20 protein-coding genes and 10 pseudogenes are annotated in these 25,699 nt (G+C 59.6%); 16 read left to right on the top strand and 14 right to left on the bottom strand.

Annotated elements, in window-relative coordinates:
- Positions 1-2: 2 nt before the first annotated feature.
- A complete protein-coding gene (locus tag ACZ5TO_RS21250; RefSeq protein WP_464800591.1) occupies positions 3-236 on the bottom strand; it encodes a helix-turn-helix domain-containing protein in 234 nt (77 codons plus the stop codon).
- Between the two features lie 242 nt (positions 237-478).
- On the opposite strand from ACZ5TO_RS21250, the gene ACZ5TO_RS21245 reads away from it, so the two are divergent.
- The 7 genes and pseudogenes from ACZ5TO_RS21245 to ACZ5TO_RS21215 all read left to right on the top strand — a co-directional run.
- A complete protein-coding gene (locus ACZ5TO_RS21245) occupies positions 479-1,474 on the top strand; it encodes a hypothetical protein (RefSeq protein WP_464800590.1) in 996 nt (331 codons plus the stop codon).
- Positions 1,420-2,115 carry a sensor histidine kinase gene (locus ACZ5TO_RS21240; RefSeq protein ID WP_464800589.1) on the top strand — a complete coding sequence of 232 codons (696 nt, stop codon included), beginning with the start codon at positions 1,420-1,422 and terminating at the stop codon, positions 2,113-2,115. The genes ACZ5TO_RS21245 and ACZ5TO_RS21240 overlap by 55 nt, the downstream gene beginning before the upstream one ends.
- A 23-nt stretch (positions 2,116-2,138) precedes the next feature.
- Positions 2,139-2,744 (top strand): response regulator, encoded by a 606-nt coding sequence (locus ACZ5TO_RS21235; protein ID WP_464800588.1) that lies wholly within the window; start codon positions 2,139-2,141, stop codon positions 2,742-2,744.
- A gap of 181 nt (positions 2,745-2,925) precedes the next feature.
- Complete coding sequence (locus ACZ5TO_RS21230; RefSeq protein ID WP_464800587.1) at positions 2,926-3,930, top strand: PAS domain-containing protein; 1,005 nt, start codon at positions 2,926-2,928, stop codon at positions 3,928-3,930.
- A 598-nt stretch (positions 3,931-4,528) separates the two neighbouring features.
- Positions 4,529-6,253: a methyl-accepting chemotaxis protein gene (locus ACZ5TO_RS21225; RefSeq protein ID WP_464800586.1), complete on the top strand. Its 1,725-nt coding sequence runs from the start codon at positions 4,529-4,531 to the stop codon at positions 6,251-6,253.
- 72 nt (positions 6,254-6,325) lie between these two features.
- Entirely contained in the window at positions 6,326-8,641 is a 2,316-nt protein-coding gene (locus ACZ5TO_RS21220) for a putative bifunctional diguanylate cyclase/phosphodiesterase (protein WP_464800585.1), read from the top strand.
- Positions 8,638-8,715, top strand: a pseudogene (locus ACZ5TO_RS21215) (histidine/lysine/arginine/ornithine ABC transporter ATP-binding protein); the annotation flags it as partial. The gene ACZ5TO_RS21220 and the pseudogene ACZ5TO_RS21215, both read left to right, overlap by 4 nt.
- 50 nt (positions 8,716-8,765) lie before the next feature.
- Here the strand turns inward: ACZ5TO_RS21215 and ACZ5TO_RS21210 are convergent.
- From ACZ5TO_RS21210 to ACZ5TO_RS21195, 4 genes and pseudogenes are all read right to left on the bottom strand, one after another.
- Positions 8,766-9,041 (bottom strand): annotated as a pseudogene (locus tag ACZ5TO_RS21210) (IS30 family transposase); the annotation flags it as partial.
- 173 nt (positions 9,042-9,214) lie between these two features.
- Positions 9,215-9,595, bottom strand: a complete 381-nt coding sequence (locus ACZ5TO_RS21205; protein WP_184140508.1) for a helix-turn-helix domain-containing protein — start codon at positions 9,593-9,595, stop codon at positions 9,215-9,217.
- A 16-nt stretch (positions 9,596-9,611) separates the two neighbouring features.
- Entirely contained in the window at positions 9,612-9,923 is a 312-nt protein-coding gene (locus tag ACZ5TO_RS21200) for a type II toxin-antitoxin system HigB family toxin (RefSeq protein WP_184140506.1), read from the bottom strand.
- Between the two features lie 8 nt (positions 9,924-9,931).
- Positions 9,932-10,159 (bottom strand): annotated as a pseudogene (locus ACZ5TO_RS21195) (hypothetical protein); the annotation flags it as partial.
- A 154-nt stretch (positions 10,160-10,313) separates the two neighbouring features.
- Here ACZ5TO_RS21195 and ACZ5TO_RS21190 point away from each other — a divergent pair.
- Together ACZ5TO_RS21190 and ACZ5TO_RS21185 are read left to right on the top strand one after the other, a co-directional pair.
- The gene (locus ACZ5TO_RS21190; protein WP_464800584.1) at positions 10,314-10,526 is read left to right on the top strand and encodes an AbrB/MazE/SpoVT family DNA-binding domain-containing protein; all 213 of its coding nucleotides are present in this window, start codon (positions 10,314-10,316) and stop codon (positions 10,524-10,526) included.
- Positions 10,526-10,906, top strand: coding sequence for a type II toxin-antitoxin system VapC family toxin (locus tag ACZ5TO_RS21185; protein ID WP_184140502.1), 381 nt, complete (start codon positions 10,526-10,528; stop codon positions 10,904-10,906). The genes ACZ5TO_RS21190 and ACZ5TO_RS21185 overlap by 1 nt, the downstream gene beginning before the upstream one ends.
- A 26-nt stretch (positions 10,907-10,932) precedes the next feature.
- On the opposite strand, the pseudogene ACZ5TO_RS21180 reads toward ACZ5TO_RS21185, so the two are convergent.
- Positions 10,933-11,076 (bottom strand): annotated as a pseudogene (locus ACZ5TO_RS21180) (DUF7697 family protein); the annotation flags it as partial.
- A gap of 173 nt (positions 11,077-11,249) precedes the next feature.
- Positions 11,250-12,031 (bottom strand): annotated as a pseudogene (locus ACZ5TO_RS21175) (IS5 family transposase).
- A 127-nt stretch (positions 12,032-12,158) separates the two neighbouring features.
- Between ACZ5TO_RS21175 and ACZ5TO_RS21170 the strand changes: the two are divergent.
- Together ACZ5TO_RS21170 and ACZ5TO_RS21165 are read left to right on the top strand one after the other, a co-directional pair.
- The gene (locus tag ACZ5TO_RS21170) at positions 12,159-13,385 is read left to right on the top strand and encodes an IS701 family transposase (RefSeq protein WP_464800583.1); all 1,227 of its coding nucleotides are present in this window, start codon (positions 12,159-12,161) and stop codon (positions 13,383-13,385) included.
- Positions 13,386-14,123: 738 nt separating this feature from the next.
- Positions 14,124-14,861 (top strand): hypothetical protein, encoded by a 738-nt coding sequence (locus ACZ5TO_RS21165; RefSeq protein ID WP_464800582.1) that lies wholly within the window; start codon positions 14,124-14,126, stop codon positions 14,859-14,861.
- A gap of 6 nt (positions 14,862-14,867) precedes the next feature.
- Here the strand turns inward: ACZ5TO_RS21165 and ACZ5TO_RS21160 are convergent, their stop codons facing one another.
- From ACZ5TO_RS21160 to ACZ5TO_RS21130, 7 genes and pseudogenes are all read right to left on the bottom strand, one after another.
- A complete protein-coding gene (locus ACZ5TO_RS21160) occupies positions 14,868-16,289 on the bottom strand; it encodes an ISNCY family transposase (protein ID WP_464800581.1) in 1,422 nt (473 codons plus the stop codon).
- A gap of 362 nt (positions 16,290-16,651) precedes the next feature.
- A pseudogene (locus ACZ5TO_RS21155) lies at positions 16,652-16,838 on the bottom strand (IS630 family transposase); the annotation flags it as partial.
- Between the two features lie 57 nt (positions 16,839-16,895).
- Positions 16,896-17,506, bottom strand: a pseudogene (gene istB, locus ACZ5TO_RS21150) (IS21-like element helper ATPase IstB); the annotation flags it as partial.
- Between the two features lie 145 nt (positions 17,507-17,651).
- Positions 17,652-18,386 (bottom strand): glycosyltransferase family 25 protein, encoded by a 735-nt coding sequence (locus ACZ5TO_RS21145; protein ID WP_464800580.1) that lies wholly within the window; start codon positions 18,384-18,386, stop codon positions 17,652-17,654.
- Between the two features lie 477 nt (positions 18,387-18,863).
- Positions 18,864-19,899, bottom strand: a pseudogene (locus tag ACZ5TO_RS21140) (IS110 family RNA-guided transposase).
- 410 nt (positions 19,900-20,309) lie between these two features.
- Positions 20,310-21,827 carry an ArnT family glycosyltransferase gene (locus ACZ5TO_RS21135; protein WP_464800579.1) on the bottom strand — a complete coding sequence of 506 codons (1,518 nt, stop codon included), beginning with the start codon at positions 21,825-21,827 and terminating at the stop codon, positions 20,310-20,312.
- Complete coding sequence (locus ACZ5TO_RS21130) at positions 21,824-22,906, bottom strand: glycosyltransferase (RefSeq protein WP_464800578.1); 1,083 nt, start codon at positions 22,904-22,906, stop codon at positions 21,824-21,826. Before ACZ5TO_RS21130 ends, ACZ5TO_RS21135 begins: the two co-directional genes overlap by 4 nt.
- A 45-nt stretch (positions 22,907-22,951) precedes the next feature.
- Here ACZ5TO_RS21130 and ACZ5TO_RS21125 point away from each other — a divergent pair, with 45 nt between their 5' ends.
- The 5 genes and pseudogenes from ACZ5TO_RS21125 to tnpC form a co-directional block, all read left to right on the top strand.
- On the top strand, positions 22,952-23,185 hold the full coding sequence (locus tag ACZ5TO_RS21125; protein WP_464801011.1) for a hypothetical protein: 234 nt from the start codon (positions 22,952-22,954) through the stop codon (positions 23,183-23,185).
- Positions 23,186-23,275: 90 nt separating this feature from the next.
- A pseudogene (locus tag ACZ5TO_RS21120) lies at positions 23,276-23,485 on the top strand (helix-turn-helix domain-containing protein); the annotation flags it as partial.
- A gap of 114 nt (positions 23,486-23,599) precedes the next feature.
- Positions 23,600-24,010 (top strand): IS66-like element accessory protein TnpA, encoded by a 411-nt coding sequence (gene tnpA, locus ACZ5TO_RS21115; protein ID WP_464800577.1) that lies wholly within the window; start codon positions 23,600-23,602, stop codon positions 24,008-24,010.
- Positions 24,007-24,354, top strand: a complete 348-nt coding sequence (gene tnpB, locus ACZ5TO_RS21110; protein ID WP_003551791.1) for an IS66 family insertion sequence element accessory protein TnpB — start codon at positions 24,007-24,009, stop codon at positions 24,352-24,354. The genes tnpA and tnpB overlap by 4 nt, the downstream gene beginning before the upstream one ends.
- Before the next feature lie 45 nt (positions 24,355-24,399).
- Positions 24,400-25,665, top strand: a pseudogene (gene tnpC, locus ACZ5TO_RS21105) (IS66 family transposase); the annotation flags it as partial.
- Between the last annotated feature and the right edge of the window lie 34 nt (positions 25,666-25,699).

The raw sequence follows: 25,699 nt of genomic DNA, 5'->3' as shown, positions 1-25,699 counted from the left end.
GGCTAGGTCCCGTTTGGGCCGTCGTGCTTCTGTTGGGGATCTGACAGGAGCAGGACGGGGTCCGTGCTCCGCGCCGCTGCGATACGCTCGATCACGGTGAGCGTCGGATTTTTCTGTCCACGCTCAATCCCACCCATGTAGGAATAGGCAACGCCGGCTTCCGCTGCCAGTGACTCCAAGGTCATGCCGCGCTCCAGGCGGTTTCTCCGAACGTTCTCCCCAAGAATCTGTGCCATACGCATGGGGCGCATAGCGATAAGGAAACCATCGGCTTTACCAGTCACTATAGTGACTGATAGGTTGGTGAATTCGGGGGTAATCTTTCTGCTGCTTGTATCGCCATTGGACGTCTGGTTGTGGCACCTGCCAAAAGCGCGGGGGCTCGCGGTGGGCTACGATAAGCGCGCTTACTGGCGCGCGTTCGGCCCGATGCGCGTCGCAGCCGGTGGTATTCTGAGAATCTGAAGAGGAACCGAATTTGCGAGGTGATTTTGCCGGCTCCCCCATCAGTCTCCACAGTTTTGTCTGGCAGCTCCTCCACTCGCTTCCCACACTCGTTCTCGGTCTCTGCACCGTTCTCCTGCTTTCCTATGAACTGTGGCGCAGTCATGCAGCGGCGCGCGAGGGCGCAGAGCGCAACGTCTCGAACCTCATCCATGTCATGTCCGAGCAGGTGGCGCGCACATTCCAGTCCGTCGACGTCAACTTGCAGGATATTGCCGGCGAGCTGGCCGACGTCCCGGCCATGCGTGACAACGATCCGGCCTTCCGGGCGCGCCTGCACAAGAGGCTGGCGGCCATGCCCTTCGTTCGCGCGCTCTTCGTGATCGGCCGGGACGGCTTCATTGCCCACGACACGGATTTTCCGAGCACGCCGCGGGTCAGCCTCGCCGACCGAGACTATTTCAAGGCCCACGAGAATAACCCTTCGCTGGGACTACATATCGGCCGGCCGCTGAAGAGCCGGTCGCGCGGCGTCTGGTTCATCAGCCTGAGCCGGCGTATCGCGACGGCGGATGGCAGTTTCGGCGGCATCGTCGTGGCGGCGATTGAACCGCTTTATTTCGAAAGCTTCTATCGACAACTCTGGGTGGGCGGCGGAACGATCTCGCTGTTCCTGTCCCCGGGCACTCTTCTTGCCCGTTCGCCCGCAAGGGAGGAGATGATCGGTAAGTCTTTCGCCGACATGGAGCCATTCCACAGTCTGCTTGGCATGCGCGATCCTGGCGTCGCCTGGCTAACGAGCCCCATCGACGGCATATCCCGGATCGTCGGATACCAGAAGCTCGACATCGCACCGGTAATCGTGCTGGTGACGCTCAACGAGGCCGATGTCATGCAGCCATGGCGCGGACATGCCACGGTCGGCTTCATCGGCGCGAAGAGGCGGCGCGGCGACGATTGGAGGCGACCCAGCGCTTGGAAGCCGTCGGCCGCTTCGCCGGCGGCATCGCGCACGATTGCGGAAACCTGATGCGGGTCATCCGCTCCGCCACCGTCGTCTTGCGTCCGCTGGTCAATGACCGGCAGGAGGCGGTGAAGCTGCTCGATGAGGTGGATACCTCGCTCAATGCCGGGCGAGCTTTGGTCAGCCGGTTGTTGACCTACGCACGCAGTACGGAATTCCGTCCGGATGTTGCCGATCCCGATGCGCTCGTCCGGGAAATTCTGCCGATCGCGAGGCAGGCGGCGGGGCCGGGGATCGACGTCGTCGCCAAGCCATCAGGCGAGGCCTTGTCCTGCCGCCTCGACAAGGCGCAGTTTCAGGCGGCGATCGTCAATCTGGTGTTGAATGCTCGCGATGCGATGCCGTCGGGCGGCACAATCACGATCGATGTGCAGTCGGCCGAGGACATGGACCCGTCAGGTGCCTTGAGCTGGGTGGATGTCACTGTGACGGATGACGGGATCGGCATGAGCGAGGCGGCCCGCCGCCAGGCATTCGATCCGTTCTTCACGATGAAGGGGATGGGGGAAGGGCACGGCATGGGATTGAGCCAGACGCTGGAATTCGTCCGGCAGTGCGGCGGGCGCGCCGATATCGCTAGCCGTCCGGGCGCAGGCACGACCGTCCGGCTCCGCCTTCCGCGCGGGGAGGGGAGCAAGGGAACATGAGGGCCGGAGGGGCGGAGCTGGACGTGCTTGTCGCGGATGACCATCCTCTCATCAGGGCAGGTATCCGGGCGATGCTGGCCGCGCGCCCGCATTGGCGCGTCTGCGCAGAGGCCGAGAGCGGTCAGGCTGCGCTACACCTTGGCTTGGCCCTGCGACCCCACCTCGCCATCCTCGACTATTCCCTGCCCGGGATGAACGGGCTGGAGGTCGCGCGCCGGCTTTGCGGGGAGATGCCGGGGATCGGCATCGTGATCTATACCATGCACGCCGACGAGCGGATCGTACAGGTGCTTCTCGACGCGGGTGCCCGCGGTTATGTGCTGGAGACGGAGGACGATACCGCCCTGCTCGCCGCGATGGATACGGTTGCGGTGGGGGGTGTTCATATTTCGCCGGACGTGCCGCGCCAGGCTCTTTTGCAGAACGCCGTCTCCATACTGACGCCCCGCGAGATCGAGGTCGTTCGCCGCGTTGCGCTGGGCGAGACGAACAAGAGCATTGCCGCGCAACTGAATGTCAGTTTGAAGACCGTCGATACGCACCGTACGGCGGCGATGCGTAAGCTCGGTTTACACACGGCCGTAGAGTTGACGCTGTTCGCGGTCCGTAACAGGCTCATAGAGCCGTAATCTCTCCCTTCCGGATTTTCTGACGCCTGTCAGGGAATGACACTTGCCTCGGGTGTATACCCGATGGTGCTAGGTCGTATCGGATGCTACGGCGGTATTTCGGCGTTAGCGGTGGGGACGTCATGGGGCAAGTCGTGCAGGCGTCCATACCGTTCGTGCCGCTCGAACGGACCCGGAATGCATGTCGCAGAAGCAACCTAATTTTGTCTCCTCCCGCAATTATCTGGACCTCGCAGAGCGCTTTCTGGACATCGGGTTCTGGAATGCGGATTTGACGACGGGTGAAGTGCGCGGCACGGACGGGTTCTTCCGGCTGTTACGCTTGCCGCCGGGCGAGGCGTTCAACCTGCAGAAATGGACCACCCTGCTTCACGCCGAGGACCGGGAGGATTTTCGCTCCATCTGCCCGCTTGCTGCCATGGGCGTATCGATCTCCCGGGATGTCCGGCTGGTCGACCTCCAGCGCCCGCCGCGCTGGATACGGATTTCAGTCGAGGAGCCTGCATCGCCCAACCAGGTCGTCGGTCTCATCCAGGACGGCGGCGTCGAGCGGGAGGCGAAGGCCGCGCTCTACCGGGAGCGTGCGCGATTGAATGCCTTCATCGAGATGATGGGCGGTGCCTTCTGGGCGCGCGACCTGAACGGCGTTGTGGGCGACCTACGCGGCTGGGAGCAGCTCACCGGCCGCGATCAGGCTCAATCCGACGAGGAATGGCTGGAGGCGATCCATCCTGATGACCGCGGAAAGGTAGAAGCGGTGCGCGAGGCATGCAATCGTGACGGGCTTGCCCGAGAGGTCTCGTATCGCCTGCTTCATGCTGACGGTCGGTATCGCGAGGTTCTGGCGCGTACCGCGCCGGTTCGCCGGGAAAATGGCACGCCGATCGAGTGGATCGGCGTAGTCACGGAAGGAGGGCACCGCAAAGGCTTGAGCAGGCAGAATGGTGCGATGCTTCGGCCCCAGCAGTTGCGCGCTGCGCGTGCTTTTCTCGGCTGGTCGGCCGAGCAATTGGCAGTGGAAGCGGGCGTCTCTACCGCGACGATCCGGCGTTACGAGACCACCGGCGAGCACATGAAGGATGCAACGATATCGGCCATCGTCGCAGCGCTGGCGCGCTGCGGCCTGGAATTGACGGGTTCGTCTACGGAAATGGGCCTCACGCTGCGATTGAGCAACACGCCCTGACCAGCGGCCGGCAATAAGCGATTTATACAATCTTATGCAATTTTTGCGGACAATCTTAATGTTTTGGGCAAAAAGCGCGCAGTTTCTGCATGCAACGCGAGCGGGACGGTGCGTTTTGTTTCATGACCATCAAGGGATACTTGCTACTTTAGATCATCCGAATGGATGCGATCGTATCACTTCCGGCATGACGACGGATTCGGGGCTTAAACGTGATTTCTGAGCGAGCCACCGAGGTATCTCATGCAGTTAAAGCCTTTATCTCCATCCGCGTCGCCGCGGGCGCCTACCGCAATCGGCTGCGACGAGGCTGAACGAATCTGGCATCTTGCCGCACGGACGGCGGAGGCCAAGCAGATGCTGGCCGGCGTCCTTGCCAATCTCGCGCGGCTTCACGCTGTCATTGCGACGGCTGAGCCTGCCTCACTTCGCAGCGACGATGAGCGCCGCAACCGGCTTTCGTCTGTACATTCATAGCCACGAAATCCGCGCTCCGTTCTGAGAACTCACCCAATCGTTGGATTGGATCGTCTTGCCGGAAGGCCGGGGAAGCCATCTGTTGCAAAGCCATCAACCAGTCAACTGCCGAGGAGAAATCATGTTAGCCCTTTCTTTCGGCCTTGCATCTGATGCAAGCGCTATCCTTGACGCGATGCAGCGTTCGCAAGCCATCATCGAGTTCGACCTGACGGGCAAGATATTGAAGGCGAACGAGAATTTTTGTCGGGCGCTCGGTTACGCCCTTCCGGAGATCGTCGGCCAGCATCATCGACTCTTCGTCGATCCAGTGGAAGCCGCCTCCGAGGACTACCGTGCCTTCTGGGCCAAGCTGGCGCGCGGCGAGTTCGACCAGCGTCAGTACAAACGCATCGGCAAGGGCGGTAAGGAAATCTGGATTGAGGCGTCGTACAATCCGGTGTTCCGACGTGGCAAGCCCTACAAGGTCGTTAAATTCGCCACCGACATCACCGCGCAGAAGCTGAAGAATGCTGAAGATGCCGGAAAGCTGGAGGCCCTGTCGCGCGCGCAGGCCGTCATCGAGTTCACGCCGGCGGGCGATATTCTCACCGCCAACCAGAACTTCCTCTCCGCTCTCGGCTACCAGTTGTCCGACGTCGAGGGCCGGCATCATTCCATGTTCTGCGACCCCACCTATTGCCAGAGCCCGCAATACAAGCAGTTCTGGGACAGGCTCAAGGCGGGCGAGTTCGTCGCCGAGGAGTTCATGCGCATTGGCAAGGGCGGCCGCCGCATCTACATCCAGGCCTCCTACAACCCGATCTTCGACATGAACGGCAAGGTCTTCAAGGTGGTGAAATTCGCCACCGACGTGACCGGCCGCGTCGAGAACGTCGAGACGCTGGCCAGCGCGCTGACGCGGCTTGCCCAAGGTGACCTGACGCTGCACCTGCCGACGCCCTTCATTCCGACCCTCGAGCAGTTGCGGAGCGATTTCAACAGCGCGTGCGAGCGGCTGCGAGAGGCCATGAGCGCGGTCGGCGAGAACGCCCAGGCGATCGCCGCCGGTTCGAACCAGATACGCTCAGCCGCCGACGATCTGTCGAAGCGCACCGAGCAGCAGGCCGCCTCGGTCGAGGAAACGGCAGCGGCCCTCGAGGAGATCACGACCACGGTGGCCGATTCCAGCCGTCGCGCCGACGAGGCTGGAAAGCTCGTTGCGAGTACCCGCGAGAATGCGGAGAAGTCGGGCGAGGTGGTTCGCATGGCGATTGCGGCAATGGGCGAGATCGAAAGCTCCTCGCGGGAGATCTCGAACATCATCGGGGTAATCGATGACATCGCCTTCCAGACCAACCTCCTGGCGCTGAACGCCGGGGTCGAGGCGGCCCGGGCCGGGGATGCGGGCAAGGGCTTTGCCGTCGTGGCTCAGGAAGTGCGCGAACTTGCACAGCGCTCCGCCAATGCCGCCAAGGAGATCAAGGCGCTCATCAACACCTCCGGTGAACAGGTCAAGAGCGGCGTGACACTGGTCGGCCAGACCGGCGAGGCGCTGGAGCGGATCGTCCGGCAGGTGCAGGACATCAACGGCAATGTCTCTGCCATCGTCGAGGCGGCAAAGGAGCAGGCGACGGGCCTCGGCGAGATCAACCAGGCCGTCAACACGCTGGACCAGGGCACACAGCAGAACGCGGCCATGGTGGAGGAGTCGACCGCGGCCAGCCACAGCCTCGCCCGGGAGGCTGAAGCCCTCTTCAACCTGCTCGGACAGTTCCGCGTCGGCGACGCCGGCCGGCACCGCCCGGTAGAGGCACAGTCCGAGACGCATGTGGCATCGTTCCAGTCGCGCAGACTAGCGGGATAGGGCGAACGTATCGGGGGCGGCCGCCCTGAAAGTGGCACGCCCTCCCGTGCGGAACACAAGAAAAGCTGTTTTATGAAGCAACTAGCATACCGCATTTCCACTTTCCTATCTGTGTCGGCCGACAATCCGGAGTTGCTCAAGGCGCAGTATCGCGCCTTCTCCTGGCAGCTGCCGATCATGTATTGCATTCTCCTGTCCAGCACATGGGCGCTGGCGGCCACGCACATATCCTTCGCCCCGCTCTGGCTGACGATCGCCGTGCCGGCGGCCTTTACGGTGCTGTGCCTCGTGCGCATCCTCTACTGGTGGCGGCTGCGCAGCGTCGATCCGACGCCGGAGCGGGCACAGCGCGCGCTTGCGCGTACCAACCGCCTCGCCATCGTGATCGCGTCCGCCTTCACGCTCTGGTCGTTTCTGCTGTTTCCCTACGGAAACGCCTATACCCAGTCGCACGTCGCCTTCTACATGGCGATCACCGTCATCACCTGCATCTTCTGCCTGCTGCACCTGCGTTCGGCTGCGCTGATCGTGACGGTAATCGTCAACGGCGCCTTCGTCGCCTTCTTCGGCATGTCGGGCCAGCCGACCTTTCTCGCCACGGCGATCAACATCGTGCTCGTCTCCATTGGCATGCTGATTATCCTCCTGGTGAACCACCGCGATTTCACCGCCATGGTGAATGCCCAGACCGAGACCCGCCGCAAGCAGGACGAGCAGAGCCAGCTGCTGCGGATGATCGACGACATGCCGGTCGCCGTCATGACCGTCGAGCCCGGCACGCTCCGGGTCAACTACGCTAACGAGACGTCGAAGCTCCTCATCCGCAGCATTGAGCACCTGCTGCCAATCAACGCCGACGAGCTGCTCGGCACCTCGATCGACGTTTTTCATAAGCATCCGCAGCACCAGCGCAATCTTCTTGCCGATCCTCGCAACCTGCCGCACAATGCGCGCATCCGCGTGGGGCCGGAGACGCTCGATCTCAAGGTCTCGGCAGTCACCGCCAGCGACGGCGGCTATCTCGGCCCCATGCTCACATGGGCGATCGTGACAAAGGAGATGGAGGCGGAACGCCGCATCCGCCAGCTCGCCCACTACGATACGCTGACCGGCCTTGCCAACCGCGCCGCCTTTCATGAAAGGCTGGACGCCGTGCTCGCGTCGCCGGTGCGTTGCGCATCCCTGCTGTTCATCGATCTCGACGGTTTCAAGGTCGTCAACGACACCAAGGGGCACCGGGCGGGGGACGCACTTCTCAAGGAGGTGGCTGGGCGCCTGCGGCAGGCGTGTGCTGCGCTGGACGTGGTCATCGGCCGGCTCGGCGGCGACGAATTTGCTGTGCTGGTTTCAGGCGACACGCCGGACGGCGTGGAGCGGCTCGCGGCCACACTGATCGAGCTTCTGGCGGCCCCTTGCTCCCTGGACACCGGACGACAGGTCCAGATCGGAGCCTCCGTCGGCATCGCGCTCGCCCCGTTGCACGGCGCCATCGGCGAAGAGCTGCTGGCGCATGCCGACATGGCCCTCTATGCCGCCAAGGCGGCCGGCAAGGGGACGTTCCGGATGTATTCGCCGGACATGGAGGCTCGCCTTCAGGACCGGGTGCGGCTGGAGGCGAGCCTGCGCCGGGCGCTTCAGGACAAGGACAGGCTGTTCGTCTTCTACCAGCCCATCGTGGACGTGCGCAGCGGCAAGGTCACGGCGCGCGAAGCGCTGATACGCTGGCACCATCCGCGCAAGGGCTGGGTTTCGCCTGCCGAATTCATTCCCATTGCGGAGCAGAGCGGCCTGATTGACCAGCTCGGCGAATTCGTGCTCGACCATGCCTGCCGGGACGCGGCCGGATGGACGGACGGCGCCCGCGTCGCGGTCAATGTCTCGGCAGTGCAACTCGGCAAGGGCACGCTCGCGCCAATGGTGCTTGCCGCCCTCGTCGGCTCGGGTCTGCCGGCCGAACGGCTGGAGGTCGAGGTCACGGAAACCGCGTTGCTCGACGGTGAATCTGATGTGGTGGGCGACCTGCGCCGGCTGCGGGACATGGGCGTGCGTGTTGCGCTCGATGATTTCGGAACGGGCTATTCGTCACTCGCCCATCTGCGCGTCTTCCCCTTCGACAAGATCAAGATCGACGGGTCCTTCGTTAAGGATGCGGTTGAACGGTCGGACTGCGCGGCGGTCGTGCGCTGCATTGCCGATCTCGGTAAGCGTCTCGGTGTTATTACGGTGGCCGAAGGCGTGGAGACCGAGGCACATTTCGACTGCGTCAGGCAGGAAGGTTGCACTGAGGTGCAAGGCTATCTCATCGGGCGCCCTCAACCGAACAGGCATGATGCCCTGATCGTTGCCAGAATTGATAACGTTCATGTCGTGGCCAACCGAGCCTTTTGAAGAAGCGCTTCGGTCCACTCGAAGTCATCAAAGGGGTGTCCTTCAGTGCGCAACGGGGCGACGTCATCTCTATTTTTTGGAGAAGCTAACCCAAGTGCATCATGCCGGTGTTGAGGGTAGGGGATCACCCCGCTTCTTGCAAATGAGCCATAAACACCTCGGCCGGCGTCCTGTAACCGAGGCACCTTCGGGGTTGGTCATTCAGGTGTCGGGCGAGTTGGTTGAGATCACCCTGTGATACGGCTGCCAGGTCGGTATCGCCTGGCATGAAGCGGCGAATGCGCTTGTTGGCGTTTTCCACGGCACCTTTTTGCTATGGTGCGCTGGGGTCGCAGAACCAGCTGCGCGCACCGATACCATCTTCCAAAGCCCTGAAGCCGGCAAACTCCGTGCCGCGGTCACCCGATCCGCCTTAGCAACTCGCCGCCGCTTGGCGCGGCTAACGGCCTATATCACAGGCGGCTTGTCGCCGAACGTCCGAAAATATGCCGATCCGACGTCGCTGGGTGCGCAGGAAGCGAAGGGGAGGGAAGATCCGCTGTAGGCAAGGCGGTGTACGTAACAGCGTCACTGTTAAGCGGCAACGTCACCAATCAATGAGCCAGCTGGAATGTTCCATTCCTTGCTGAGCTTTCGGATCTGTTCGAGATTGATTTCCCGCTTGCCGTTCAGAAGGTCAGCGGCACGCGCTTTGGAGCCGATAACGGCTACCAGATCCGCGCGAGTGTAGTTGTTAGCAGCCATCACCGACTTGACCACCTCCACCGGACTCGCCGCCGGGATTGGGTAGTTTTTACCTTCATACTCTCCGATCAGAAGAACGAGCGCGTCAAAATGAGCCGCGTCTTCAGAGCCTTCCTGCGGTTCGTTCTCGAAATACGGCCGAACTTCCTTCAATGCGGCGTTGTACTCGTCTTCACTCTGAAGGGTTCGGAAAGCTTTCAAATTCAACATGTCGCCTTTCCTCACATCAGAGTTTTGCTACGTCAATCGCGTCATACTGGGCATGCGTCCCGACAAACAGAACGAAAATCCGTTTCGTCCGAAATGCGACCAATCCCACGATGCGGTACTTGTTGCCACCCACGTCAAAAATCACTTTGTTGCCGGCGACGATGTCGGCCGAGTTGAAGGTTTTCTTCAGCTCACTGAAATTGCTCCAGTTTGCCTTCGATGCGGTGGCATACCATTCCGTCATCGCCGCTCCAGCGGTTTCTCTCGGCGCGCCTTTCGGCAGGCTATTCCAGAAATTGACCAAAGCGGACTTAGCGATAACGTTCACGCCTGCTCCTATTTAGCGCGTTCCCAATTTGGAAACAAGCCCAAAATTCCCAACTTGGAAACTGATTTCTGTATCGAGTTCCTCAAATCGTGCAAACCCCCGCATCGTTCGTCAACCGTCAGGGCAGGAATGGCGTTCGCGACCCCGCACAGACCGAGTTCGCCAACTCCCTTCGCCTTCATGGGCGACGACATCGGATTCGCCTCGTCCATGAAGATAACCTCCTGATGCGGTAGCCGTAACCGTCGGGATGGTCGCTACGGTATTCAGCCGGCCGCCCTCGGCGATGCGCCGGACGGAGACGCGCTTTCCTGCCATAGTTAGGAGAATCCTTGAAGAAGGAAAAGTTTTGTCTTACGTTTCGTCTATCGATCAAGTTGGAGTATGACGATGAACGAAACTGCGACCCTGTCGTCGAAATTCCAGATTTCGATTCCCAAGGCTATCCGCGCAGCCCAGCATTGGGAGGCGGGCCTGACCTTTGCATTCATTCCCAAGGGAACGGGTGTCCTTCTGGTCCCCGTGCCCAAGCGGGAAGCATTGGCTGGCATCGCCAAGGGTGCATCACCCAGTGACTACCGCGACCGGATGGATCGCGTCTGATGCATCTTGTCGATACCTCTGCTTGGATCGAATGGCTGATTGGTTCACCGACCGGCGAACTCGTCGCCCGACATCTGCCCGAGCAATCCGACTGGCTGGTACCAACCATTGTGCAACTCGAACTTGCGAAGTGGCTGGTGCGTGAGGTTGGCGAGGACAAGGCGGATCAGGTGATCGCCTTCACGCAGCTTTGTCATATTGTGCCGCTCGACACCGAAATTGCACTGGCGGCGGCTGACGTTTGCCGGGCGCACAAATTGGCAACCGCCGATGCCATCGTGTTTTCCACGGCCCGCACACACAATGCCGATCTTATCACCTGTGATGCACATTTCGATGGATTGCCGGGGGTGACATTGGTCGAGAAGATCAAGCCCTGACCCTCGTCGCATCGGCCACGTTCGGCCGCCATCTGTTCGTTGAGCTTGCGCACCATCACCGCTTCGATCGCAGGCAGGCAGTCGGCGGCAATGAGCGGATCGACGCCAAGCGCCTGCGCCATGGCGAGTGCAGCACCCATGTCCCAGCCGATGATGACGCTGGTGCCCATGCCGCCGGCGATGCGCAACTGTCCGGTCAAGCGCAGGAGGAGGTCCCAGACCTGCCAACCTTCCGGAGTTTCCGGATGGTTCAGCCGCGCCGGGCAGTCCGGGCACGTGATTTGACGGCCGCGCAGAAGCTTTCGCCTCGCCGAAATGCCATTCGGCTAGGTCGGATCGACATTCATCGTAGCCAGATCATTGCAGCGAGGAGATAGACGAAGCCCTCGAAGTGAGTTGTGCGGCGGTCGTAACGTGTTGCGAAGCGACGGAAGTGTTTCATTCGGTTGAAACACCGTTCGATGCGGTTGCGGTGTTTGTAGAGGGCTTCATCGTGCGGGATGATAATCTTGCGCGTGCGGTTTGACGGGATTACCGCTTCGGCTCCCATGTCTGCGATCATCTCCCGCAAGGCATTGCTATCATAGGCTTTGTCCGCCAGAACGGCGTGGCCGCTCTGGCTCGACAGAAGAGCCGGGGCTTGCGTGATGTCCCCAACTTGACCGGCGGTTACGATCACACGCAGCGGCCGCCCCAGCGCATCTGCGAGCATGTGGATCTTGGTGGTCAGTCCGCCTCGGGAACGCCCCAACGCCTGATCCTTGGCCCCCCTTTTCCAGATGCCGCCTGCTGATGGGCACGAACGATAGTGCTGTCGATCATCAGATATTGATTGTTGCGATCTGCCGTCAGTGTTTCGAACACCCGCTCCCAAATGCCGGCATGGCACCAGCGGCTGAACCGGCGATGGGCCGTCTTCCACTTGCCATAGCGTTCCGGCAGATCGCGCCAATGCGCGCCGGAACGCAAAACCCAGAGGCAACCATTGATGAACACGCGATTATCCGAGCCCGTTCGACCGGGATCGCCAGCTTTGCCGGGCAACAAGGACGCAATCTTCAGCCATTGGCCATCATTCAGTTCATACCGCTTCGCACCCACGCAAACGCCTCCGGGGTTCAACATGGTGCTCTATGAATCAGCGATCTCGTGATTTGAGAAGCCTGAATGTCGATCCGACCTAGCACTACTTTGGCAGATTGAGGCAAGGTTGATTTGAGATTCTCCCGGCACCTTATGAGTGGAGGTGCCGATGATGGATATGAGCGCAGAACTTTCGCTGTTTTTACAGCCGTTTATTGATCGGTTCGGGCACAGGAAGCGCAGCGCAATGTGTCCGCTTTATATCGCCGGTCTGATCGGTCCCGGAGATCGCAAGAGCATTGAGCCGATGGCCGCACGCCTGGTTCCGGGACAATACGATCGTCTCCATCATTTCATTTCCGATGGCATCTGGGACGATGAACCGCTCAGTCTGGAACTGGCGCGTCAGGCGGACAGGATGGTCGGCGCAGACGGTGCATTCCTTGTGATCGATGACACAACTCTCCCGAAGAAGGGGGAGCATTCCGTCGGCGTGGCCCCGCAATATGCGTCGATGCTGGGTAAGAGAGCCAATTGCCAGACGCTTGTATCGCTGACGCTGGCGCGAGATGAGGTTCCCGTACCAGTGGCTTTGCGGCTATTTCTGCCCGAAAGCTGGACTGGGAATCCATCGCGGCTATTGAAGGCCGGCGTGCCCGAGGCGATGCGGGAGCCACGCACCAAGCCTGAGATCGCCCTGGGGGAGATTGACCGCCTGATGGCGGCGGGCCTGCGCTTCGGCGTCGTGCTTGCCGATGCCGGGTATGGCTTGTCGGCTGCATTCCGCCAAGGTTTGAGTGCTCGTGGTCTCGTCTGGGCGGTCGGCATCCCCAAGCATCAGAAGGTCTATCCTCATGATGTCGCGCTGATCTTCCCGGTTTCCGGCCATGGTCGGCCGCGCCAGCATCCAATTCCGGATGTCCTGTCGGTGGCAGTCGAAACGACCCTGGCGGCGGCGCGATGGAGGACAGTCAGTTGGCGGCGAGGCACGAAGGGCCGTCTGTCGGCGCGGTTTGCCGCAAAACGTATACGTATTGCCGATGGACCTCCACAGCGCATCCTCGACAAGGGCCAACAGCATATGCCCGGCGAAGAGGCTTGGCTGGTCGGTGAGTGGCGTTCGAACGGAGAACGGAAATACTACTTGTCCAATCTGCCTGCTGATACAGCGCTCAAGCAACTGGCCGGTGCCATCAAAGCCCGCTGGGTCTGCGAACAGGCGCACCAGCAAATGAAGGAGGAGCTCGGTCTTGACCACTTCGAAGGCCGCTCATGGAAAGGGTTACATCGTCACTGTCTGATGACGATGATCGCCTATGCCTTCCTCCAACATCACCGCCTTCAGATCGCAAGGCGGGAAAAAAAGGAAGAGGCGCCGGCAAAACGGGCCACCTGAACCGACCCTACCGACAGTTCGACGTGACGTCATAGCTGCACTGATCTTGATAGACGCGGAAATCCGATGTCCACACTGCCAAGGCCAAATCAGGCATCATTCCTTCAATCTGCCAAAGTAGTGCTAGGGCGATGAGACGTTTTTTCCCGCTTCCAGCATCAGATTCGGCGCAAGACAGCGGGTCTGGAACACCTCGAAGTAAGCGCAGTTTTCGGGTCACCTATGAATCGGCTGCGGCGTAGGCAAGTTGTGTCCACAAGCAACGTAGTGGATGTGTTTCGGCGTGGAATAAGGGCTCTGACGCGCTTTTGGTGACGTTCAGTTTGGCCCTATGACGCGGGCCTCAAGGAGATCGAGTTTTCCGCGACCAGGCGCCAGTCAAACGCGGGGAGTGTGACATTCCAACTTTGCAGAAACAGGACATTCTAACTTTGCGACTACAAATCTCCAAAACGAAGCCATTGAAATTATTGGCATATCGCACTTCAAACTCGAACCCACCCCCACATGTAAAATGTCAAAGCTGAATAGGGCTGCGATATCGCCAGCCAGTTAGAAACGCGACACTGGCTCTGCCGATCAGCCCCCGATCCGACCGGCTGGGCCGGGTTGCGAGGGAGGAGCGGGGGCGGGCGAAGGAGCACCCTTTCGGCTTTAGCTTTCTCAGTAGCAATTGTTCAGTCGCCGGCTGATACTCGCTTTCATCTGAATTGAGCGGGTAGGGATCAAAGCTGCACGATGCTTCCGGAAATCAAGTTGCAAGGTGACGTCGATGTCGCCGCACTGTCACCACTTGTTCGCGGCATGCTTCTGTCCGTTGCCTATGCTGACGGTGAGGGTGGCATAGGATTGACGGCGACCGGCGCCATGAACCGCAAGTTCGTGCATTGGGCCGCTGTAAACTTCCTCTGGCCCGACTTCACAGCCAAAGACCTCTACAGCATGAATAAGGTGCTGAACGAAAGCGACATGCCGCCGCTATGGGTGGTGCGCGATATGGCCCGTCATCTGAAGCTGCTTCGCCGGAAAAAAGATGTACTGCTGCCAACCAAACGCGGCCGCGAGTTTCTGGCGAACCCGAACGCCTTCTTCGATCTGATCGCCACGGATTACCTCTACTCGTATGTCCACGACATCGAACGAGAGGAAGAGGTCCGGGCGCGGTTGCGCTGGTGGCGCATGTTCCTTAATCTTCTCAATATCAAGGCCAGAGAAGGGTGCACGCCATTGCAGGTTGTGAAGATCCTATATCCAGACTTCGCGCCTCTGTCGGACACCGAAATGACCCTGGAAGCCTGGGAGCTGAAATCCGATCTCCAATACGGCGTCTTTCGACGCTTATGCTGGCTCGGCTTGCTCTATGAGGCACGAGAAGGGCTTACCGTCCTCCAGGACGGATCCTTCCACAAGACACCGCTTTGGTCCGCCTGCCTGCAATTGGAATCAGATTCGCAGAGCGACATCGGCGTGCACTGACGATCCTTATTCCGACGCTGGCTGCCTCAATAACGCTTGCTCTCGCCGCGCAATCACGGTCGGATCGTTCATATAATCCGTTCTCGGCTTGCGTCCCCGCTTCTGATAGCCGTTGGCGGTGCTGCCGTCGCGAATGCCGAACATATGATCGGTCTGGCCGGTGCGTCGGGGACCACTCCTGCTGCGCTGCTGCTCGCGCCCGGCCTGCAGTTCTCCGACAACCGACAGCATGTCGTCCAGCCTCTTGTTGTCGACGACCTCAGCGCGATGTACCGAACGCAACGTGTCAAAGGTTCTGTAGGGCAGGGCGAAGCTCTCGTGCATGATCTCAAGCCGCCCGTCGGGATAGTCGCAAACGATCACCTTTTGGCCGGCCAAGGACCTGGAAACGTCGGTCGGATCGAGAATGAACAGCACCTTGTCGTAGCGTAGCGTCAAAGCCTGCGACAGCGTGCGGACTTCCTTGCGGCACATGGCACTATCAAGGTTCTCGTGATCGGCCAACGGCCGGTGCATGTTCTTCGGGTTACGCGGTTGTTTGCCGAAACGCGCGTTGAAATCCGCAATGAAATCAGTCACATAGGCGTTTGCTTCCTCAATCGTGTCGATGCCGCGAAGCCGCATCTCCTTGACCAACCGATCCTGCAATGTCTGGTTGGCACGTTCCACCCGGCCCTTGGCCTGCGGGGTGTTGGCGCAGATGATGTCGATGTTCAGTTCATAGAGCGCCCGACCGAACTGTGTCAGACCACTCGTCCGGTCTGTCTCCGACGCATGGGTCGAACGAAAGACGCCGTGCTTGTCGCTGTAGAACGCCAGCGGCTTGCCCCATTGCTGCAGATAGGACTTTGTCGCATGCAGATAGTCAAACGTGTTCTCAGATCCGGCAAAGCGAAGATGCAGAAGCTTTCCGGTGGCATCGTCGATATAGACGAGCAGGGCGCATTTGGGCCCGCGGTTCTCGAACCACCAGTGATGCGATCCATCGATCTGCACCAGTTCGCCAAAGCAATCACGTCGGCCGCGTGGCTGGAAAATCCGTTTCTTGCGTTCCCGGCGAGAAACCCAGATGCCAGCCTCGGTCATCCATTGCCGCAGCGTCTCCTTGGCCACCGAGATCCGGTGCAACTCGATCAGCTTCTCGCGCGCCAGCGTCGGACCGAAATCCAGATAGCGTTCGCGGATCAGATCCAGCGCCGCATTGCGAAACTCCTCGCTGTGACGCCGATTGCTCGGACGCGATCGCTTCTTTGAAACAAGACCGGCCGGACCATCCCGGTCATAGGCCTGCAGCAGCCGATGCACCTGGCTTCGACTGAGGTCGAGCAGTTCGGCAGCCTGGACAACGCTCAGGCGCTCATCACGGATCTTCTGGATGACTTCGAGGCGATACAATTCTTTCTGCGACATGGTGATCAAACAGGACATGACGACTCCGACCGCTCATGGTCTCGACCAGGCTGAGGGTCGTCATCCTTGCTCCCAACGTTGGCATTGACCAGTCCGTCGAGAGGCGAGACTGTCGCATCTCTAACTGGCCCAACTGTCGCATTACTAAATAGCCTCTACATAAAAAAATCGCGTAATCTATCTTATGGAACTAACTTGCAACCCGCGTGGTGCTGTTCAACGGTTACTAAGATGATGTCGTTTCTTTAGAAGAGCGTCCGCTTAGGACCTGGCGAGACCAGCGCCGACGGCGCTCGACAGACATGAACACTTCAATCGGGTGCTTTGTCATAGGACTATTTCCGGTGTTTGCACTAGGTGTTTATACACGCCCTCATTGATCAGTACCCATTGGCCCATTCTTTGTGACCTATGGACATGATGCGCCAAGGCTGGCTCTCGAGCTTTCGCCAAGCATCGCAGCAATGATCGACAATGCTGTCGTAGGATTTGAAGACCCGGTTTGAGAGCTAGTGTCGCGCATGAAGCGCCAGAGGTTTTGACCGGGTTGAGTTCTGGCGACTTCGGCAGCGTCAAGCGAACCGAGGAATTGACCCCCTTGCCGAATTGAAGATCTGCCCCCCTTCATTGGTTTGCGGTTTCGTTGGTTTCAAGCGCCGCTCCGGCCTTCTGCAGAAGGCCGGAGCGGCGCTTCTCGCGAAGTCGGCAGCGGTTGCCCCCGAATGGTAATCACCGTCGAGTGGTGAAGCAAGTGGTCCAATATCGCCGTGGCGACGACAGGGTCCCCAAAGACATTTCCCCACTCGCCCACAGAGCGATTTGATGTAATCAGGATCAGGCCCTTTTCGTAGCGCCGGGACACCAGTTCGAAGAACAGGTGGGCGGCGTTGGCCTCGAAGGGAAGATAGTCCAGTTTGTCGATGATCAGTAGCTTCGGTCGCGACAGGATCGTCAACTGCTTGCCGAGCGTGGCGTCGCTGTGGGCCTTGGCCAGCATCGCCACCAGCGTCGCCGCGGTGACGAACTGCACGTCGTAATTCTGACGGATCGCCTGGCGGCCGAGGCTCACGGCCAGATGGGTCTTTCCTGTTCCGGGCGGGCCGAGGAAACAGGACCGTGTCGCCGTGCGCGATCCAGCGGCAGGTCGCCAATTCCCGAATCTGCCCCTGATCCAGCGACGGTTGCGCCTCGAAGTCAAACCCGTCCAGTTCCCGCACGAAGGGGAACTGCACCAGAGCCGCACCCTGCTCGTCGTTCAATCGCGACCTGAGACCGGAGCCTTGCCGTTGATCAGACTGGCAGGACGCGTTCGTTTACCCAAGCGCCCACAAAACAGGAAACAGGATCGCAACGATGCGGTCGTGCAATGCTCCACGAATATTAGCTATTTCGGGCATACGCGACCCTCCGGATTGCTTCGAGAGTACGGATGCCATAGGTAGTGAACCGCTTCCACCAAGGGAATTTCGTGGCCTTGTACGCAGCTCTCGTTGCGATCGTGGTGCTATTGCGAGCCGGTGTCGCAACAGCCGAGCGAGTGGTGTAAATTCGGGTTTTAGTTGCCCAGCCACGCTCCAGCGCAATATCCCACGGATATTCCATGATCTTTAGTCTGTTGACCAATTTTTCGGCGCCAGCGCGAGTAACAACGTAGCATGCGGTCGAGCCTTGCGGGCCATGAAATGCTCGGCCGAGCTCGTCACCAAGACTTGAGGCTGTGATGCGCTTAAAACCTACAAGGCGATGATTGAAGAGCTTGATAGCATGCGCTTTCGGCAATGCTTCCACAGCAGCCCCAGCTCTAAGAAGAAGATCGCTGGAAAGCTCAATGTCGTCTTCCACGATTATACCTGCGAACTCACCCGTCTCCAGGAAAACAGAAAGTGCCCTGAGGTGGCTGCGATAACAGCCGTATTCGCCAGGTAAGATCGTACGGCCGTTGTTGCGTTTGAAAGCTTGTGTGTCGCAATCAATACGATCTTGAGGAGCAACTCTCATACCATCGACGCCAGGAACACGAACAAGAGAAAGACCAAGCAACTCCGCCCGACGCGACAACACGCTCCAACGATCGACTGAGCGATCAAGATTGATTGCAAAGATGTGCACTTCCATTCCTCACCCATCTCCTTGCCAAAGAGACGCTCAAGCGGCAACACTGCTATTGGCAGGAAGCTCATACGTCGCCCACCTACCATTTCTTGGTGGGAACTCGCAAGCTACCACATCCATTGACACTACGGTTGCCGTGAGTTGACCTCCACTAAAGCTTATCGCGGTTTTTGAGATTCAGGCGTCTCGCCGTGTTTCGGCGCGGAATATTGGCTCTGACTCATATGTGTAACGGCCCGGTTAGCAAGGTTTTTCCGCGTGAATCACCGTCGGACAGTGCAGTCATATGTCCGGCTTTCAGCGCAGTCATCGACCGCGGGCCACAATGAGATCCGCGATGTTGATCGCCGAATCATTTTCTCGCGCTCAAAGGCGCATTGAGTCAGACGGTCTGATCAACATCCAGGTATCGCCCCTTGGGTTCATCACGCTTCGTACCTTGCCGCTTGATCCCAACGCACAGACGCCGGAATTCTGTTCCTACGCCGTTGCCGGCGCTTGGTATATGCCGCCCTTAACCAGGGAGCGCCCATATTGTGCGGGCCGTTTGTGCGAGCCGTCTTGTTGGCCAGCGTCACCGCTGCCACCTTGTAGGGGCGACGTGCCATTAATGACACCACCCAACCGGGCAACTTAGAACCTCTGCGAGCCTGTTTCAGGATCGACGTCGCTCCAACAATCAGTAGCGTTCGTAACTGCTTGTTGCCGCGCTTCGAGATCTTGCCGAGGCGCTCCTTCCCTCCGCTGGAGTTTGCTGTTGGTGTAATGCCGATCCAGGCAGCCAGATCCCGTCCTGTCCGAAAGGCCGCCGGATCCTGAACGGCGGCACGAACAGTTGCCGCAATAATAGGTCCTACGCCGGGGATCGTCGTCAGCCGACGAGCGGCATCATCGGCTTTCACTGCTGCGATGATCTTGCTGTCAAGCACCTCAACCCGTTCTGTCAGCCTTTCGATCTGATCGGCCATTTCAAGAAGCGCCGCCTTGGCCGAGTGCGGCAGACGTCCGTCTTGATCGTCGCGCAAAATTGCAATGAGCTTGGCAATGCTTGTCATTCCGGCCGCGGCGATAATTCCGAGCTCGGCCATATGGCCCCGCATGGCATTCGCCGTCTGGCTTCGCTGACGCACGAGTAACTCTCGGGTCTTCAAAACCATCCCAGCGGCTTGCTCTTCCGGTGACTTGACGGGCACGAAGCGCATCGTTGGACGCGTAACCGCCTCGCAGATTGCCTCCGCATCAGCCGCGTCGGTCTTGTTGCGTTTGACGTAGGGCTTAACATAGGCCGGTGGGATCAACCGCACCGTATGGCCGAATTCGCCGATTGCGTTGGCCCAGTAGTGGGCACTCCCGCATGCTTCCATTCCGACAAGGCATGGCTCAATGTGACGAAAGAATTCCAAGACCTGTGATCGCCGCAAAGCACGGCGGACAGCTATGTGCCGTCTTCAGTAATGGCGTGGATCTGAAAGACCGACTTGGCCAAATCCAGTCCGATTATGGTAATCTTCTCCATGGAACGGTTCCTTCTGTCTTGTGGCGATTGGCGTCACCACAGTAGGCATCCTCGATGCCGGTGCGAAGGGCCGTTCTTGAATTAGCCCCCGAAAGGCCCGGACATGCTCCCCCACTTAGCTAAGTGGGTAGGAGTAATGTTTAGGATTCAACTGGCGTTGTTTTCTCTGGAAAATCAGCGCCATGCGGACCCGATTTCGACCTTCCGATCTGATCCCCGCCGAATTCAACGTTGAAGCAGTGCACGATGCGGCCACCGCAGTCGATATCATAGCATCTGGCCGGTCAGAACAATGTAAATGCCCCCATTGTAGAACCGTCCCTCAGCGTATTCATAGTCGCTATCCTCGGATGCTTGCCGATCTGCCGGGTGCGGAGGCCGTCCATCGCATCACTCCAGAGCAGGGCGTTTTATCCGCGTTGATTGCCCTTGGTATCAGTTGAGAGTTGAAGCAAACGGCGCGGAAGCACGTCGGCGCCTGTGTCTTGATAAGATGGGTCAGGTTGGCAGTTGCGATCCGCGATCACGTATTTTGCGACTGCTGATGCAGGTCCTATATTCACCTTGTAGTATCTTTGCATGTAGGCATGCAGCGCCCAATCCTCTGCCGCATCGCCGCAAGCCGAAATCGTTTCGCCACATACGCTACCACCACATACGACATTCGCGATCCTGGCGGCATCCTCGATGGTCTTCCGATCCTCTCCCAGCTGGCCAAAATTCAGGCTTACCACGACGAGCGATGCAGCAACGAGGCCGTTCGATGCCATCCACAATCGGTTTTGCCAGTGCGCGCCCATCGAGCTCAGGCCCGAGAGCAAGGGGGGGGCGCAGAAAACACACAAGCCGGCGGCGAAATAGGCAAGCGATGGATTGAAGTAAAAGCTCGCCACCCGCGGGCTGAGGAGAAGCGGCAGCGATGCCGAGCCCCCCACCAGAAACAGGAACGACGTCCGTCGCAATCGGCTCTGCCGCAGGGCAGCATTCACATTCGCTTCCCGCGAACGTCGGGTGATTGCAAGCACCAGAACTGTTATCGCAAGCGGATAGGCGTTGACACGCAAGAACGCACGGAATGCTGGCCAACCGCCGCCGCCGTGTCCGCGCTCGCCCGCAAGGCTAGGTAGTAGCTGAACGGACAGATACCGTTGGATGGCCTCTCGCGGCTGGTCGAACGACCAGAGCACGAGAAAGAACAGCGCGATTGCGGCAAACAGGATCACACTGTCGAAAAGGATCACGCGGAAAGAAGGCCTACGGAACGAAAGCCAATACAGCGCGGGGGTGGCGAGGGGGAACAGGCCGACGGGACCCTTTGTCAAGAGGGCGAGCGAGGTTGCCAAGCCAGCACCAGCGATCAACGCAACTCGCGATGTAGCCGAACCTTCCCGCCGCTCGTCATAAGCCGTCACGACGAGGAGCACTGCGGCTGACGTAAATACGATCAGCAGGTTTTCCAGCATCCCATTACCGAATGCCCATTTGACCCGGCCGGCGATGAGCACCATGAGCAGGGCAAGTGGTGCGGCATGTCGCATCCCGATGTCGCCATCATGCAGCTGCATCCATATCTTAAACAAAATCAGTCCCGCGATCACGAATGTAAGCAGCGAGAAGCTTTTTTCGACGAAGATCGTATCGCCGAAGATCGCGAACCCAATGGATTCCAGCCACATCATGAGTGGCGGGTGTTCTGCGAAAACAGGGAAAAGCGTATCGGAAAAATGCGGGCTCCATGCGGAACCGACCCCTTCCGCCATGTTTCGTGCGATGCTGGCGTAGATGGTGCCGTCGAAGAAGAACGATTGTTGGACCAGCCTGGTGAGCAGCAACAAGCATACAGACGCGGCAAGCAAGGCCCAAAGCGCAGCAATGACCTTGCGGGATGGGATATTCGCTGATGCCAATGCTGGGATCGGTGCGTTCATTTCCAGATAAACCGGTTTGCGATGACGAACTTCCAGACGGTGTCGATGGCAATGCCGGCCAGCGTGGCGAGAAATACGACATGCACGACGCGCTCGTATGTCAGCGTTGCAGCGGAAACATTGGCGACGATACCGACTGCCGAGATGACCAGAAATTTCACGTAGCCCCAGAACTTTCGCCATCCGCGCAGCCGCCTGTCCTGGAAGGTGAGAAGGTTGTTAAGAAGGAAATTGCTGGTGGCGGCGACCAGCGTCGCAATTGTCTGTGCCGCAACGAATGGTGCCGACAAGGATAGTGCAGCGTAGAGCACGGCAAAATGAACGAAAACGCCCGAGCCGCCAACGAAAAGAAACGATATAAGGCTAACGGGCAGGAGGCCGCCGGTCATCTTGCTTAACAGGAAGGTGACGAACTTCCATATGACATAGGAGTCGAGCTTGGATTTCCCGTTTACCCGAACGCCGAAATCGAAGGGGACCTCGCCGTGGCGCAGCTCTTTGTTGGAATACAGAATATCCAGAAGCAACTTGAAACCCGGATCGCCAAGCCTTGGCGCCACCTCGAGAAAACTGGTGCGACGCATGAGGAAGAAGCCTGTCAGGGGATCGGAAAGCTTTCGCCCGAGAACAAAACTGCTAAGCCAATTGCCGACATTCGACAACGTCTGGCGAAGCGGCGAAAGCCCCTCGAGCGCCTTATCGGCTTCGAGGCGACGGGCCGCACTCACGATTTCTAGATCATCCCGCTCTAGCCGCTCGGCCATCTCGACCAAGACCGCCGGGTCATGCTGCCCATCGACGTCCATGACGCAGAGCAAATCCCCCCGCGCGGAAAGCATTCCCTGGATACTCGATTTTGCGAGGCCCCGTTCATTCAGTCGGATGATGGTACGGACACGATCGTCGTATACGCCATAGCAGAACGCCTCTTGCGCAGTTCCATCAGCGGAATTGTCATCGACGAACAGTATTTCCCAATCAAAGTCGGCGAGTGTCGATTTCACTCGTTCGACAAAAGGTATGACGTTTCCGGACTCGTTGTAAGTAGGCGCGATTATCGACAGGCGTTTTGACGGCACGGCGGGACCTGACAGAGTTTCTTCGAGGGGAATGGCCCCCACGCGATGTTGAAAGAGACTTTGTGTGTCGCTGTCAAGCTCGTGGTGGTACTCACGGAGATCGATACCGCGGCAGCGAGGCAGTTTGCCAATATCCTTGCTCGTATCGCTGACCTGCCGGTCTCGCGTCTGCCGGAATTGCTTCCGTGGGAGTGGAAGCGGCTACGCCAGGGTGAACATGTCGAACCAACGGTGATGCGGCGCGTTGTCGTGCCGTGGCGCATCCGGCTCAGCCGATGAGGCCTTTATACGCCGCCTCGCTGACTTCGACTCTTTTGCCTTCCCAAAGTGCGGTGAATCTGAATCTCTGGTGCAAACCGGAGGTCTGCGATGCGATCAGGGATTTCACTACGGGCGGATTTTTTTGGAGAGGGTCTGCGCCAGCTGACGCGGCAGACGAAGGATGCCGCTCAGGCGCGCCGTCTTTTGGCACTCGCCTCGATCTACGATGGAGGCTCGCGTTCCGATGCCGCGCGCCTCGGCAACGTCACGCTCCAAATTGTCCGGGACTGGGTCATGCGGTTCAACGAACACGGTCCCCAAGCCTGATCAATGGCAGGGCTCCCGGTCCACAGTGTAAGCCCACGGTGAGGGCCGCCTTGTGAGGTGAGGCTTAACATCGGAAGTCCTAGTGCAAACACTAGGGATAGTCCTATGACGAAGCATCCGATTGAAGTGATCACGTCTGTCGAGCGCCGTCGGCGCTGGTCGCGGGAAGACAAAGAGCGTCTCGTTGCAGCCTGCCTCGAGCCGGATGCGGTGATCTCGGAGATCGCCCGCGTAGCCGGCATCCATGTCAGCCAGCTCTTCCGCTGGCGCAAGGAGCTTTGCCAGGTCGATGGACCGTCGGCAGGATCGGCAAGCATGTTGGTGCCGGTAATCATGTCCGAGACCGCTCCGGCAGGCTCGCCCACTACACCGGAGCCGCCCACCCCATCCCATTCCCGACGCAAGCGCAACGATGTAACGATCGACCTTGGTCGTGGCCGACGCGTCCGCGTGGATAGCGACATCGACACCGAAGCGCTGGGCCGTATTCTCGATGTCGTGCTGGGTCGTCGATGATCCCGGTTCCGAGTGGCGTGAAGGTCTGGCTGGCGACGGGCCATACGGACATGCGCAAAGGCTTTCCCGGCCTTTCGTTGATGGTGCAGGAGACGCTGAAGCGCGATCCGATGTGCGGGCACCTGTTCGTATTCCGCGGCCGCGGTGGTGGCCTGATCAAGGTAATCTGGCACGACGGCCAGGGAGCTTGCCTGTTCACGAAGAAGCTGGAGCGTGGGCGCTTCATCTGGCCATCGGCAGCCGATGGAACGGTGGTGATCACACCGGCGCAGCTCGGTTATCTGTTGGAGGGTATCGACTGGCGGATGCCGCAAAAGACCTGGCGGCCAACGTCCGCCGGGTGAGCAAAAGCACTGGAATGGCGGGGTCGAATATGATTCCATCCGGTCATGAGCGATGCGGCCGAAGAGCTTCCGGACGACCTTGCCAGTGCGCTTGCACTGCTGGCTCAGGAACGCGCCCGGCGCGTTGCTGCCGAGGCGGAAGCAGCGACCGCCAAGGCTGAAGCTGCCAACGCAAAGGCGCTCGTCTCGCATTCCGAGGCGCTGATTGCGCGGTTGAAGCTGGAGATCGACAAGGTTCGAAGGGAGCTCTACGGCAGCCGGTCCGAGCGTAAGGCACGGCTCCTCGAACAGATGGAATTGCAGCTCGAGGAGCTTGAAGCAGACGCCGGCGAAGACGATCTGGCGGCGGAGATGGCAGCCAAAGCCTCCGCCGTCAAAGCCTTCGAGCGCAAGCGCCCATCACGGAAACCGTTTCCCGAATACCTGCCGCGTGAACGCGTCGTCATCGCCGCCCCGACGGCTTGCCCTTGCTGCGGCTCGGCTAAGCTGTCGAAGCTTGGTGAGGACATCACCGAGACCCTGGAGGTCGTTCCGCGTCAGTGGAAGGTCATCCAGACGGTCCGGGAGAAGTTCACCTGCCGCGAGTGCGAGAAGATTGCGCAGCCGCCGGCCCCCTTCCATGTGACGCCCCGCGGCTTTGCTGGGCCGAACCTGCTGGCGATGATCCTCTTCGAGAAGTTCGCTCAGCACCAGCCGCTCAATCGCCAGAGCGAACGCTATGCCCGCGAGGGCGTCGACCTCAGCTTGTCGACGCTGGCCGACCAGGTTGGTGCTTGTGCTGCGGCGTTGAAGCCCATCCATTCGCTGATCGAGGCGCATGTTCTGGCGGCCGATCGGCTACATGGCGACGACACCACCGTGCCGATCCTGGCGAAGGGAAAGACCGATACGGGCCGTATCTGGACCTATGTCCGGGATGACCGGCCGTTCGGAGGGCTATCACCGCCGGCGGCACTCTACTATGCATCGCGAGACCGGCGGCAGGAGCATCCGGAACGCCATCTGAAGGCCTTCACCGGCATTCTGCAGGCGGACGCCTATGGCGGCTACAATCCGCTGTTCAAGGTAGACCGCGATCCCGGTTCCTTGACGCAAGCACTGTGCTGGGCGCACGCGAGGCGCAAGTTCTTCGTGCTCGCCGACATTGCCGCAAACGCCAAGCGTGGAAAGAACGCCGCGCCGATCTCGCCTATGGCGCTCGAAGCTGTCAAACGGATCGACGGTCTGTTCGGTATCGAGCGGGAGATCAACGGGCTTGCCGCCGACCAGCGCCTGGAGCGCCGGCGCAAGGACAGCCAGCCACTCGTCGAAGGTGAGCGTCCGGTGAACGCATTTTCGGGTGCCG

The sequence above is a fragment of the Shinella sp. Sh6 genome, assembly GCF_055392685.1.
The sequence above is the reverse complement of the archived record's forward strand: the minus strand, read 5'-3'. Positions and strand labels throughout refer to the sequence as shown.